Source organism: Vibrio lamellibrachiae, assembly GCF_050337265.1.
GTDB lineage: Bacteria > Pseudomonadota > Gammaproteobacteria > Enterobacterales > Vibrionaceae > Vibrio > Vibrio kyushuensis.
In genome coordinates this window covers 245,495-258,323 of sequence record NZ_JAKJSU010000004.1, presented here as the reverse complement: position 1 = coordinate 258,323, position 12,829 = coordinate 245,495, and the positions used below count along the sequence as shown (strand labels likewise).

The following is a 12,829-nucleotide window of genomic DNA, read 5'->3' as shown; positions in this document are numbered from 1 at the left end:
TTCGTGAACTATTTATGAACTAAATTGTAGAATCGTGATTGATAGATAAAGACGTGCATAGCAGGTGAATGTGTTTCATGAGAACAAAAGAAGCGAGTTATTTTAATGACTTAATGTCATTTCTTTTGTATGTGATAAAAGTAAAAGAGAAAAATCCTATACAATACGGTCTACAAAAAGCAGTTAAGGATATGGAATGTTTGCAGCGTTGAGTATTGCGTTAATAGGGTCGGTGGTAGGGTACTGTTTAAGTATTCCTATGGGGGAGCTATTTGGTGCAGTTATTGCAATCTTACTTGCGAGTAGGTATAGCAAGTTTTCATTGTCGTTACCAAAACACACCATCATCTTTATTCAAACAGTGCTTGGCATGAGTGTTGGAACGGTTGTTTCTTTTGGCGTTATAACTGATCAGTTTAGTCCAATACTGCTCATTGCTTTGATTTGTTGCTTGGCGATACAAACAATGAGTGCTTTCTTATGGCTTAAGAAACGCGAAGGGTGGAGCGATGTTGATAGCTTTTTAGGGGCAATTCCCGGTGCTTTGGCTGCAATTCTCTCAATGGGAGATAAATATGCGAGCGCCTCTCCAAAAGTGATTTTTGCTCATTCCGTTCGTTTGATTATATTGGTTTCAACTGCCGCGACGATTTCTTACTTTACTCCTTCCAATGTGGAAACAACGTCAAGTAGCCCACAATGGTTTGTTGGGATTAGCCCGACGTTACTGATGGTTGCTGCAATCAGCCTTATCTCTGGGTGGCTTGCTTCTAAAATTGGTGTACCCGCACCGTATATGGTGATGGCGTTAATTTGTTCGGTGGTTGTAAAAGAATCAATCCATGAGGTTACGCTCGTTATCCCTGCTGCTTTGTTGTGGTTATCGACGATGGCATTGGGCGCCTTTATTGGTTTGCGATTATCAGAAGTTTCGGTTGACCATGTGGTGAGTTATGTTCGTGCTGGGGTATTAGTTACCGCCATTAGTTTGTCTGTTACGATATTATTCTCTTTCGTTATGAGTTTAATAACCGGGGTAGAGTGGCTTGTATTGCTCTTGTCATGGGTTCCCGGGAATGTGGAAGCAATGACAGCGGTTGCACTTATGCTTGGTCTAGAGCCCGCATTCGTCATGATTAACCATGTGGTGAGGCTAGGTATCTTGCACGCGCTGCCTTTATTTTTTCGTCAGTTCCTTTTGCAACAAAAACAATAGAGTGAATATATATTTCGTTTGAGACAAGCTGATTCTATAAAGGTACGCATTTAAATGGCAAATGAGTGACGGCTTGTTAATCAACTTGTCGAGTTAGTGAGCAAACGCACTCAATAGCACGAAAAAATGCAATATCGCAGTTGACGACCGCGTAATGAATAGTTAATATCTATCTCGTTCTCAAGGCAAAGCAACTTCTAAGTAACACGTTGATTGTTAACGGTTTAGATTGAAGCCTTTGTAACATTGCCCGCTTAGCTCAGTTGGTTAGAGTACTTGCATGACATGCAAGGTGTCACTGGTTCGAGTCCAGTAGCGGGCACCAAATTCGTTCTTTATGAACAAGTAAAAAAGCCCACCTAGTGTGGGCTTTTTTACGTCTGAAATTTGCTCTGCTCTCTCATTCTAAACAACTCTGTCTTTAAACTTGTTAATTTTTTGTTTACGGTAGTGGTGTGACCACTATTCGGAAGCCAATATGCCAACACAGCCTCGCATTACGTGTGAAATCGATAAAAACAAAATCGCCATTGTTACCTTAAATCGTCCCGATAAGCTTAATGCTATTGATATGGAAATGTTTCGCCAAGTGAACGCACTTACTAAAAAACTTAAGCGAGATAGATTGGTTAGGGCCGTGATTGTACAAGGTGCCGGTAGTGATTTTTGCTCAGGCTTAGATGTGAAGTCATTGCTGACGAGTAAAATTGATGCAGTAAAATTATTGTTCAAATGGTGGCCGACACGACCAAATGATGCTCAACGTTTTTCTCTGGCTTGGCGTGAAATCCCTTGTCCGGTCATTTTTTCTATCCATGGTCGTTGTTGGGGGGGAGGCTTGCAGTTAGCGAGTGGAGGGGATTTTCGTATAGCATCTCAGGATGCGAATTTTTCAATCATGGAAGCAAAATGGGGTCTGATCCCTGATATGGGGGGCGCTATTGCATTTAGAGAAGTGATGCGGCAAGACCATACACTTGAGCTAGCCATGACCGCCAAAGTGATTAATAGTGACGAGGCACATAAAATAGGCTTGGTAACGAAAGTTGTAGATGAGCCCTTTAGTGCAGCTTACGAGTTGGCATTGGCGTGTATTGAGCGCTCGCCCGATGTGTTGGCGGCAAATAAAAAATTGTATAACCAGACGTGGTGGTCAAGTGCTGGTAAGGCTCTTTTTCTTGAAACTTGGTATCAAATTAAAGTGGGTTTAGGGAAAAACCGTGCTGTTGCGATCAGCAGAGAAAGAAAACCGCATGCTAAGCGTAGCTATTTACCTCGTCAGTTTAAGTGATTGATTCGTTGTTCTTTAGTTTCTACTTTCGAGCTATCTGACAAGGCTAGCTAAATTTTTTGCTTAGGTGGGTTTCCAATTATTAGTCCCCGCCAGCCATTAATCGTCAACCAAAGTAAATATCCTGTCGATGATCTATCCATAACTCATGCTTAGCCATTACCTTACTAAACATTGGGCTTTGCAAGTAGCCATCTAACCATTGACGTAACTTTGGATAGGGGCTTTGTAAATACCAGTGCCGCTCAATGCGAGCGAATTTTCTAATGAAAGGGAATAGAGCAATATCTAGTAAGCTTTCTTTCTCAGAGAATAAAAATCGATGCTTACTTAGATTTACTTCTAGCTTCTGAAGTTGCATTTCACAAGATTGGCGATGAGTGAGTATATCGTCGTCATGGTAGCGTTTAGCGCAGCTGTAAGCCTCCATATTGGGTATAAATGTATTTTCAAAATCTGCAATCAAAGTAACCATCTCTGGTATAGCATTTGGCTGATTACTTACAAGCAGATCATACGGATCATTTTCAGCCAGGGCCCAAAGCATGATTTCTAGACTCTCCTCAATCGTACAGTTCTCATTAATACATAAAACCGGTACGCTTCCTTTGGGAGAGGAGATAAGCATTTCTTCAGGTTTATTGTTGAGCTTGATGGCTCGTATGAAAACCTGCTGTTTCGCTTTATAAAGAGCAACTCAAGCACGCATTGCATAAGGGCAATGTTGTAAAGAATAGAGTATTGGAGGGTTTGCTTTAGCGACAGACATATGAACCTAAGTATTTATGTTATTGCGATAAAATACACTCAATCTCTAAAATTAGCTCGCTTTAATAGCTCGGGTGGGGCCTGTATATTCCAACGTTTCAACTCAGTTTGGCTAAATACAATGTTGCCTTTTTTTGGTGTCGTGATCATTGGCATAATACCAGAGTCTATATATTGCTTAACTTGTTGGGCTGCGGTTATACCTTGTTGTAGTGCGCTGACGGTGACTCCGGCGATTGCTTTGCCAGTCCCTATTTCATAATTCCAAAAAGAATAAAGTGGGATAGGGGTATGTGAGCTTGTCCAACTGATCACGTCATCCATTAGAAAGTGTTGCCCCGACTTGTCTTTTAGCGATGCAAAACTCGTCATTATCAATGCATCATAACCCTCTGATTTGGCACTTTTAGTATTCTCGAACCAGCTCTCTGTCGAGTCAATAAAGTAGGTGTTGACCTCTACGCCATGGATCAATAGTTTAGTCTTATTTGAAAATGAAGTTTCTAAAATGGCATGTGATGTCGCCCCACTGTCCATGATAATCTTGATTCTTTTCAAGCTGGGCTGCAATTTTTTGATCATGTGAACGGTATTTTCAAGCAAGTGTCGCTCTAATACACCTGTAATTGTGTCGGTGATACTTACATACAAACGAGGGTTCGCATTGATACCAAGGAAAAAGGTAGGAATTCGGTTCTTTGTTAAGCGTGGACCCAAATATTTCAGAGCATTATCGTCAGAGATGACAACGACATCGGGTTTGTTTTGTTCAATAAATGTCCATGCTTTATCCGCTATCTCTTCAAATTCTTCAGCAGGTCTCCGTTTTGTATCCATCTGAAAATGATGAATATTAAATCCGTCGATCTCTGACTCAAACCCTTGTCTATACTCTTTAACCCACGGATATTCGAAGTGATAACTATGAACAAACACCATCTCTTGTGAGTAAGCAAAAGGGCTAATAAAGAACAGTAGTAATAGGTAAATAGGCTTCATACCACCTCCTAACACGGCATAAAGCTAAGTGTAGTTATTAAATCGGATAAAAACATTACTCGGGTAACTTCAAAGCAATGTTGGATAAAGGTTTGGGTGATTTATTGATCTGAGATGCATATTGTTCGTTCTCCTTCTATTAAAGGTGAGCTAGCGTCAGATATTTCCATTAATGGGTATATTTGAGTCTTTTAATAGGGTAAATCTGTAGTCTTATGGCGCGTTGTGCTGCCTTTGTTCGTATGTTGAGAGTTTAATAGCTTAAGAAGGGGCTTTGAGGATGGGATCGATCAGTGTTGATGTAGTTGTACTAGGTGGTGGGCCGGGAGGCTACACAGCGGCTTTTAGAGCTGCAGATCTTGGGCTGTCGGTATGTATTGTGGAAAAACGAGATACGTTAGGTGGTGTGTGCGTCAACGTAGGTTGCATTCCATCAAAAACGTTACTTCATGCCGCTTCGTTGATTGAGCATAGTAAGCATGGCTCTAAAATGGGTATTTCTTTTTTGGACCCAGAAATTGATATCGATGCATTACGAGGCCATAAAGAAGAAACGATTTCAGAGTTAACAAAAGGAATTGCGAATCTTGCAACAGCGAGAAAAGTGATTCGACTACAAGGTGAAGGCCAATTTACTGGTGAAAATACACTGTCGGTTCTGGCTGATGAAGAACAACTAATCGAATTTAAGCATGCCATTATTGCGACGGGTTCTCACTCGGTTAAATTACCAATTGCTCCCAATGATCCACGTGTTTGGGACTCAACTGACGCGTTATCTTTACAAAGTATCCCTGAAAAGCTGCTGATTGTCGGCGGAGGTATTATTGGACTGGAGATGGCTCAGGTCTATTCGGCACTGGGCTCCGAGATAACGATTGTTGAAGCGCAAGCTCAAATTATTCCAGCCGCAGATAAAGACGTTGTTCAACCTCTTGTCAAAGCAATCAAAAAAACATACCAAATGCTAACCAAAACCAAAGTGACCGCTATGGAAGCTACACCTGAGGGTCTTGTCGTTTCCTTTGAAGGTAAAAAGGCGCCAGAAAACGCAACGTTTGATGCTGTGTTGGTTGCGGTAGGTCGAAGACCTAACACATCGGGCATAGGTTTAAAAAATGTCGGTGTTTTGGTAAATGATCAAGGGCTGGTCGAGGTGAATGAAAGTATGCAGACATCTTTACCTCATATCTACGCTATTGGAGACATAGTTAAAGGTCCAATGTTAGCTCATAAGGCGAGCCATGAGGGTAAAGTCGCCGCTGAAGTTATCTCAGGTTTAGATTCAACTTTCCATCCAACTGCAATTCCATCTGTTGCTTATACGAGCCCTGAGCTTGCTTGGGTTGGTTTAACCGAGCAGGAAGCGAAGCAACAAGGGCTTGATTACGATATAGGTAAAGTACCTTGGCTTGTAAGCGGACGTGCGCAAAGTGTTGGGGCAACCAACGGTGTAACGAAAGCATTGTTTGATAAAAAATCGGGTGCTCTGTTAGGGGCTGGTATATGTGGTGAAAATGCCGGTGAGCTTATCCATGAAGCTGCTGCGGTTCTTGAGTTAGGTGGTAGAGCGAAAGATATTGCCCATACTGTTCATGCACACCCAACGTTGGCTGAGACCTTCGCTTTTGCCGCGGAATTAGTTGAGGGGTCAATGACCGACATGTTGCCAAGCCGACGTCGCTAGTTGTCATTTCTAATCAATATCCTTGTTAACGAGCTAGGCTAATACTTAGTTCGTTATTCTGCTTCTAATTCTATAACGTTATTATCCAATTAAGATCTAAGTCTCAATCCATTCCAGTTTAATAATTCACTCTTTTCAGTGATTAATGCTTCAATATCAATGAATGTGTAGTTTGTTCTTTCATTGATTGGTATTTATATTGATTTTATATGCTAAATAAATGATATTTTACGCCCTGTTCTACTAAATAAAATTTATTATATGTCTCAAGCTGAAATGGACGTGCAGCCACAAGTGCAACAAACCAAGTCATGGCAAATGCCAGATACATTGGTTCTTATCTTTATTGTCGGAATCTTAGCCAGTATTTTGACCTACCTTATTCCTGCCGGCCACTTTGATAGTCAAGAAGTGACTTACATTGCTGAAGGGATCGAAAAATCTCGTACTGTGATAGATCCTCATTCATTCACGTATACGACCGATGAAGCAGGTGATCTGGTTTATAATAAAATTGGATTCTTTGCGGCTGGCGGTGGTATTGGCCTAATGAACTTTCCATTTGAAGGACTAGTGTCTGGTTCTAAATGGGGAAGCGCTATTGGCGTTATTATGTTCATGCTTGTCATTGGTGGTGCGTTTGGTGTCGTTATGCGCACCGGCACCATTGATAACGGTATTTTACGCCTTATCGATAAAACGAAAGGCAGTGAAGCGCTATTTATTCCTGTTCTATTTTTGCTATTTTCACTCGGCGGTGCCGTTTTTGGCATGGGGGAAGAAGCCGTAGCGTTTGCCATTATCATAGCGCCCTTGATGGTTCGTCTTGGCTATGACGGTATTACAACGGTTATGGTGACATACGTTGCAACGCAAATCGGTTTTGCAACTTCGTGGATGAACCCATTTTCAGTGGCGATCGCACAAGGTATAGCGGGTGTACCTGTATTATCGGGTATGCAGATGAGAATGACGATGTGGGCGGTATTCACGCTGATCGGCATAGCATTTACTATGATGTACGCATCAAGAATTAAGGCTGACCCTAAGTTATCTTATAGCCGAGTGAGTGATGAATATTTCCGCAATCAAGACGCTGGAGATCAAAGCTCACGTTGGAATTTGGGTGATACGCTTGTTATTTCGACGGTTATCGCAACGACTGTATGGGTTGTATGGGGTGTTGTTGCTCACGCTTGGTACATTCCTGAAATCGCATCGCAATTTTTCACTATGGGCTTTATCGCCGGCATTATCGGTGTTGTTTTCCGTCTTAACGGCATGACAGTAAACGATATAGCCGCTTCGTTTAAAGAAGGTGCAAGCATCATGTTAGCACCCGCATTATTAGTAGGTTGTGCTAAAGGTGTATTATTGATTTTGGGTGGTGGCTCTACTGATGAATCGAGTGTTCTAAACTCGATTTTAAATGGTGCAGGCATGGCGATCAGTGGATTGCCTGATGTTGTCGCTGCGTGGTTGATGTATGTATTCCAGTCTGTGTTTAACTTCTTTGTTACTTCAGGTTCAGGTCAAGCTGCGTTAACGATGCCACTACTAGCACCACTTGCAGATATTGTTGGCGTTACAAGGCAGGTGGCTGTTTTGGCGTTCCAATTAGGGGATGGTTTTACCAATATTATTGTTCCAACATCAGCATCGTTAATGGCGACGCTTGGTGTTTGTCGCATTGATTGGGGAGACTGGGCTCGATTCTGTTGGCGCTTTATCTTGATGCTATTTGTGCTATCAAGTTTCGTGGTTGTCGGTGCTCATGTAATGGGCTTTTCGTAATGCTGTCGTTTTCATAAGTATTACCAATAAACTTTAAATCTAAGGCGAGGTGACTCGCCTTTTTTAATTGGGAGTTTGGTTTGTCTAATTCAAGTTTTAAGGGCGATGTTATTCAAGGTCGTTCAATTATTTCATCACTAGATGTGGCGAGCTTGGCCGCTGGTGAACATCAATTTTGGTTTAAAGTAGCAAGTACGGCGATTGGCCAGTATCAATATCTTCCTGTTATCGTATTGAAAGGTGAACAGGAAGGGCCACGAGTAATGGTAACCGCTGGTGTACATGGTGATGAACTTAACGGCGTGTTAGCGGCTCAACAACTTGGGCGTCAATTAAAAGGCAAGATTGTTTCAGGTACAGTCACTATTGTTCCGACAATCAATTTATCAGGAATGCTAAATCATAGCCGTGACTATTCCTCTTCTGACCCTGACGCATCACCGTGTAACCTCAATCGCTTTTTCCCGGGTAACCCACAAGGTGATGCAGCGAATCGTTATGTAGATTCATTGTGGCAGAACTTATTGAAATCAAATGCAGATTTTGCCATTGATCTTCATACTCAAACCTCGGGTGCAACGTATCCTCTATACATCTTCGCCGATTTTAGAATTGAAGCGTCTTTAAACATGGCGCGCCAAGCTCAACCTGATGTGATTCTAAATGACCCTGGGGATACAGGTGTACTTGAGACTGTTTGGAATCAAGCCAATATTCCTAGCATTACTATTGAAGTAGGGACTGCGAAAGTTATTCAACAACCTTTGATTGATCGCACGGTAGAAGGCATTGAAGAGATCTTACGTCATCAGTCGGTTATTGAAGGCGAAGTAAAGCCCGAATATAGATCGGCTTTTGAAGGTAATAATATTGTTTCCATTCGAGCAAACGAAGGCGGCTTTGTATTACCGCAAGTAGGATTACTGCAATCCGTTGTGGAAGGTGAGTTACTTGCTATTAGTTACAATGCTTTTGGTGAAGAAACAGAGCGTTACGTTGCGCCAAATAACGGAACCGTGCTGAGCCACAACATTGACTCTATGCGTGAACCTGGCGCATTGATAGTTAGGCTAATATCCAAGCTGTGATGTCTTAATTGTGAATTCCTAGGTGTATATATTGCTATGAAGGCCGAGCCATACTCGGCCTTCATAAAGGATTAAGAATTATCCAATCTATGCTTAGCCAATAGTTTTTCTACTGTCTCTCTATAGGCGTTGCTCGCACCGGAGTGAATGGGTTCACCATGTGCAGGGACTATGCGTTCAAATTGCCAATCTAAAAACTCATATAAATCTGAAAGATCGGGTTTATTTGCTTGTAGCCACCCCGGGCCGATTGCCGCTCTTTTTATGAATCCCATCTTCTTCATCATAAATTTAGCGGTCAGGTTAAAGTTCTTATCAGCTTGATGCCAGTTTTGTAGACTGTCGCCAGAGATGGCAACTCCGTCTTCACGATTTAGGTGTAAAAGTCCTTCATTGAGCAACCCTGAACTGATCTCGAAGTATTTCAAATCAGGAATAGGAGGAAGACTCTTTGGTGAAAGGATTTTGTCGGCCGTAAAATAGTGAGCGTCTGTTTTGCTAGGGTCAACACCATGAAAATAAGGCGCGTTTACAGACCACATTGTTGCGTTGTATCGGTTTTTATAAAATGGGTCATCCATGCCGTGAAAGGCAGCAAGTCTTACCACATGCTTCACTTTGCCTAACCTATCTAATTCAGAGAGTGCTTGGTCATTTAATCGTACTGAATTAACTAAGGTCAGCTCATTATCTTGCTTGATGATGACCATATTTCGACTAAATTTCAGTGTCATAGGGCCAAATCTAGGATGTGGTGCCTTTAGATGAACACTACCTCGAACCCAATAAACATTGTCGATTACGGGCTCAATGAGACCATGTTTGAGAGCGGGTGGAAAATTCATTTCATACCTTCCGTTTCTTACGACCTGTCATGAGCATAGGGGCTCCAGTGGATAAAGTAAAAAAATGCATATAAGTCAACTGCCTTTAACGGTTCATCGTTTTGTGCTTGATGATGATATTATGAACAATATATAGGTTGTGATAATGTCGTATGATGTCACCGAATTGGCATTTTGAGCTTCTTATCTAGATGGATGAACATGACCTCACTTTCGATTACTCAAGCAAGAAAACTAGCGCTTCTTTCGCAAGGCTTGCCGGCTAAATCTGTATCGGGCAATGGATACTCTAAAAGTCTTGGGGTATTTGAACGATTAGGTTACGTGCAGATTGATACGATTTCCGTTGTTCAAAGGGCACATCACCATACACTTTGGAACCGAAATCCAAGTTATCAACCGGAACATCTCGATCAGTTGGTGGCAGATAAGAAGGTGTTTGAGTATTGGTCACACGCCGCCGCTTATCTGCCAATGAGTGATTACCGATTCAGTTTGCCACGCAAAGAAGCCATTCGTTCAAATGAACAGAGTCATTGGTATACCAAAGATCACCAACTGATGACGGAGGTTCTTAAGCGAATCAAAGATGATGGGCCATTAATGGCAAAGGATTTTGATTCAAAGAGCACGAAAACCAATGGTTGGGGTAGTAAGCCAACCAAGCGAGCATTAGAAACGCTGTATATGCAGGGCGATCTGATGATTCCTGAGCGTAAAAACTTCCACAAAGTTTATGACCTGACCGAAAGAGTTCTACCCAATGGGTTGGACGTTTCTTTTCCATCAGAGCAGGAACACGGTAAGTTTTTGGTTCTGCGTTATTTAAGGGCGCATGGTTTTGGCAAACTGTCCGAGATCACCTACTTACTGAAAGGACTCAAGACTCAGGTCAGCCAAACGATCAATGAATTGTGTGAAAGCGGGGAGATTGAGAAGGTCGTGATATGTGGGAATGAGTACTTTGCTTGTTGTGATGTATTTTCTCTGCTGAATAAACGCTTAAGTAAGACGAAGGCTAAGATACTCTCTCCGTTTGATAACTTACTGATTCAACGTAAACGCGCTAGCTCGATTTTTGACTTTGATTATCTCATTGAATGTTATGTCCCAGAGCAGAAGCGGATATTTGGTTATTTTTGCCTACCTATTCTTTGGGGAGGCGAGTTAGTTGCAAGGGCGGATTGCAAGGTAGATAAAAAAACGTCAACACTCAATGTCATACACTTGGCCGTTGAGCCATCAGTGAGAAATCAAGAGATGTTTCTATCTGCGCTGGAAGAAGAGCTAAATGCATTTTCGAAATTTAATCAATGCGAGCAGTTCAACATAGAAAAGATAACGATACGTCAGTCATAACACTGATTTGAAGTTGATTCGCTGTAGAGTAACGCTTCACCTCTACATAATGGACGTCTTTTCTTAGATCACAGCTAGATACGCAGGGCTGTAGATCTCTTCGAGTGGTTGTGGTTTATGGATATGGTAACCTTGAACATAATCGATGCCAATCTGGGCTAACTTCGTCAATATCTCTTCATTTTCAACAAATTCAGCGATTGTTTTTAATCCCATGGTGTGTCCCACTTCATTGATTGATTTCACCATGGCATACGAAACAGGATCGGTAGCGATATCCTTTACAAAATCACCGTCTATTTTTAAGTAATTAACAGGCAGCTTTTTAAGGTAAAGGAACGAAGAAAGGCCAGAACCAAAGTCATCTAGAGAAAATCGAAACCCCTTTGTTTTTAGTTCATTGATGAGCTTAACAGACCTATTTATATCTTGAATTGCTGCTGTTTCTGTAATCTCAAAACAAACTTGCTCAGGGTCTACTGGGTAATGGGTTAATAACGTGTCGATATAGTAGATGAGACTACTATCTGAAAGGGTTTGCCCTGAAAGGTTGATTGAATAGTTTCGATGCGGAAGCATTTGACTGAAGGCTTCTTTAAGAACCCATCGATCAATGCTAGGCATCAGATCGTATCGTTCTGCAGGAGGGATAAACACACCAGGTGAGATAATCTCACCTTGATCCGTACGAAGCCTAATTAAAATCTCAACATGGTCTTGCTCAATTTTATCATTTAATGGACGTATTTTCTGAGCGTAGAGAACGAAACTGTTGGAGGCTAGGGCATCATTTAGTTTCGCTAGCCATTCAACCTCGCGGATATGCTCATCGAGTTCAGCTTTATTAAAATCAACAACATGGACTCTATTTCTGCCACTGTTTTTTGCAATTTGGCAGGCGTTATCAGCAGCATTGATCACCGAACTAACGGTATCACACTGTAGGTTGACTAAAGAGACGCCCGCAGAAATACCAATCTTGAATGTCTTTTCGCCATACATAAAAACGTAGGATTCGATCTCTTTTCTCAAGTTTTCAGCAATTTGAACGGCTTTATCAAGCGAACAAATTTCTAAAAGGATGGCAAATTCATCACCCCCTAATCGCGCTAGTGTATCTCTCTCTCGAATGTGCTCTTTCATGATAGAGGTGATGCGTTTGAGTAATTCATCACCAGCGGCGTGGCCAGCAGAGTCGTTAATGGGTTTAAAGCGGTCGACATCAACAAAAATAACAACGCCAGATAAATTATGTTTTTTAGACTTCTCGATAAAGCGGTCGAGTCTTTCCTCAAACTGTTGTCGATTGACTAGTTTGGTTAGGCCGTCGTGAGTTGCTTGGTGAATAAGCTGTTCTTCAAGAAGCGTTTGTTCAGTTACGTTTGAGATGATGACGAGTGTACCGTGTAGCATGGCTCTGCATTTGATATTGAGGGTGAAGGCGTTCGCTTTAACCTTTGATATATCGAGGGTTCTACGCTTTTTCTTGATGATTGATTCTTCAAAGCACTCTTTTAATTCTGGAATGTTAATAAACGCTTCAGAGTAGGGGATATCGACCATTTCTGTGATTTTTGATGATGGTAAACCTAATAGTCGAATAGCATCAGCATTGATGATACTTACCTCCATCTCGTTAGAAATGGTTAAAACGCCAAATGGTGCATTACCAATAATTCCGGTAAGGTATTGCCTAAGTGCTATTGTCTGCTGAACGGATTCGGTCATGATTCTATCCTTGGATTACTATCACACTTAACGGCTGTTGATTACATGGGTAAT

The 12,829-nt window shown here is 41.7% G+C and carries 9 protein-coding genes, 1 tRNA gene and 1 pseudogene; 7 read left to right on the top strand and 4 right to left on the bottom strand.

From position 1 onward, the window contains the following. Positions 1-196: 196 nt before the first annotated feature. The 3 genes from L4C54_RS01365 to L4C54_RS01355 all read left to right on the top strand — a co-directional run bounded on the left by L4C54_RS01365 (position 197) and on the right by L4C54_RS01355 (position 2,507). Complete coding sequence (locus L4C54_RS01365; RefSeq protein WP_428806780.1) at positions 197-1,216, top strand: AbrB family transcriptional regulator; 1,020 nt, start codon at positions 197-199, stop codon at positions 1,214-1,216. Between the two features lie 248 nt (positions 1,217-1,464). Further along, positions 1,465-1,541: transfer RNA gene (locus L4C54_RS01360), tRNA-Val, on the top strand. Positions 1,542-1,694: 153 nt separating this feature from the next. Then, positions 1,695-2,507 (top strand): crotonase/enoyl-CoA hydratase family protein, encoded by an 813-nt coding sequence (locus L4C54_RS01355; RefSeq protein WP_428806779.1) that lies wholly within the window; start codon positions 1,695-1,697, stop codon positions 2,505-2,507. 106 nt (positions 2,508-2,613) lie between these two features. On the opposite strand, the pseudogene L4C54_RS01350 reads toward L4C54_RS01355, so the two are convergent. Both L4C54_RS01350 and L4C54_RS01345 read right to left on the bottom strand, forming a co-directional pair. Then, positions 2,614-3,276 (bottom strand): annotated as a pseudogene (locus tag L4C54_RS01350) (glutathione S-transferase). 38 nt (positions 3,277-3,314) lie between these two features. Then, entirely contained in the window at positions 3,315-4,274 is a 960-nt protein-coding gene (locus tag L4C54_RS01345) for an ABC transporter substrate-binding protein (RefSeq protein ID WP_428806778.1), read from the bottom strand. 280 nt (positions 4,275-4,554) lie between these two features. On the opposite strand from L4C54_RS01345, the gene lpdA reads away from it, so the two are divergent. The 3 genes from lpdA to L4C54_RS01330 all read left to right on the top strand — a co-directional run bounded on the left by lpdA (position 4,555) and on the right by L4C54_RS01330 (position 8,843). Next, complete coding sequence (lpdA, locus tag L4C54_RS01340; protein ID WP_428806777.1) at positions 4,555-5,961, top strand: dihydrolipoyl dehydrogenase; 1,407 nt, start codon at positions 4,555-4,557, stop codon at positions 5,959-5,961. Between the two features lie 318 nt (positions 5,962-6,279). After that, a complete protein-coding gene (gene yfcC, locus L4C54_RS01335) occupies positions 6,280-7,755 on the top strand; it encodes a putative basic amino acid antiporter YfcC (protein ID WP_428807382.1) in 1,476 nt (491 codons plus the stop codon). An 80-nt stretch (positions 7,756-7,835) separates the two neighbouring features. Continuing rightward, entirely contained in the window at positions 7,836-8,843 is a 1,008-nt protein-coding gene (locus L4C54_RS01330) for a succinylglutamate desuccinylase/aspartoacylase family protein (RefSeq protein ID WP_428806776.1), read from the top strand. A gap of 71 nt (positions 8,844-8,914) precedes the next feature. Here L4C54_RS01330 and L4C54_RS01325 read toward each other — a convergent pair whose 3' ends face one another. Next, the gene (locus L4C54_RS01325) at positions 8,915-9,688 is read right to left on the bottom strand and encodes a hypothetical protein (RefSeq protein ID WP_428806775.1); all 774 of its coding nucleotides are present in this window, start codon (positions 9,686-9,688) and stop codon (positions 8,915-8,917) included. A 201-nt stretch (positions 9,689-9,889) separates the two neighbouring features. Here L4C54_RS01325 and L4C54_RS01320 point away from each other — a divergent pair, with 201 nt between their 5' ends. Beyond that, a complete protein-coding gene (locus tag L4C54_RS01320) occupies positions 9,890-11,047 on the top strand; it encodes a winged helix-turn-helix domain-containing protein (protein WP_428806774.1) in 1,158 nt (385 codons plus the stop codon). Between the two features lie 63 nt (positions 11,048-11,110). Here the strand turns inward: L4C54_RS01320 and L4C54_RS01315 are convergent, their stop codons facing one another. Then, the gene (locus tag L4C54_RS01315; protein ID WP_428806773.1) at positions 11,111-12,775 is read right to left on the bottom strand and encodes a putative bifunctional diguanylate cyclase/phosphodiesterase; all 1,665 of its coding nucleotides are present in this window, start codon (positions 12,773-12,775) and stop codon (positions 11,111-11,113) included. Between the last annotated feature and the right edge of the window lie 54 nt (positions 12,776-12,829).

Bases quoted from the DNA above. Each gene is read 5' to 3' on its own strand.
- L4C54_RS01315 (WP_428806773.1), bottom strand. From the start codon at position 12,775: ATGACCGAATCCGTTCAGCAGACAATAGCACTTAGGCAATACCTTACC.
- yfcC (WP_428807382.1), top strand. From the start codon at position 6,280: ATGCCAGATACATTGGTTCTTATCTTTATTGTCGGAATCTTAGCCAGT.
- lpdA (WP_428806777.1), top strand. From the start codon at position 4,555: ATGGGATCGATCAGTGTTGATGTAGTTGTACTAGGTGGTGGGCCGGGA.
- L4C54_RS01365 (WP_428806780.1), top strand. From the start codon at position 197: ATGTTTGCAGCGTTGAGTATTGCGTTAATAGGGTCGGTGGTAGGGTAC.
- L4C54_RS01345 (WP_428806778.1), bottom strand. From the start codon at position 4,274: ATGAAGCCTATTTACCTATTACTACTGTTCTTTATTAGCCCTTTTGCT.
- L4C54_RS01320 (WP_428806774.1), top strand. From the start codon at position 9,890: ATGACCTCACTTTCGATTACTCAAGCAAGAAAACTAGCGCTTCTTTCG.
- L4C54_RS01325 (WP_428806775.1), bottom strand. From the start codon at position 9,688: ATGAATTTTCCACCCGCTCTCAAACATGGTCTCATTGAGCCCGTAATC.
- L4C54_RS01355 (WP_428806779.1), top strand. From the start codon at position 1,695: ATGCCAACACAGCCTCGCATTACGTGTGAAATCGATAAAAACAAAATC.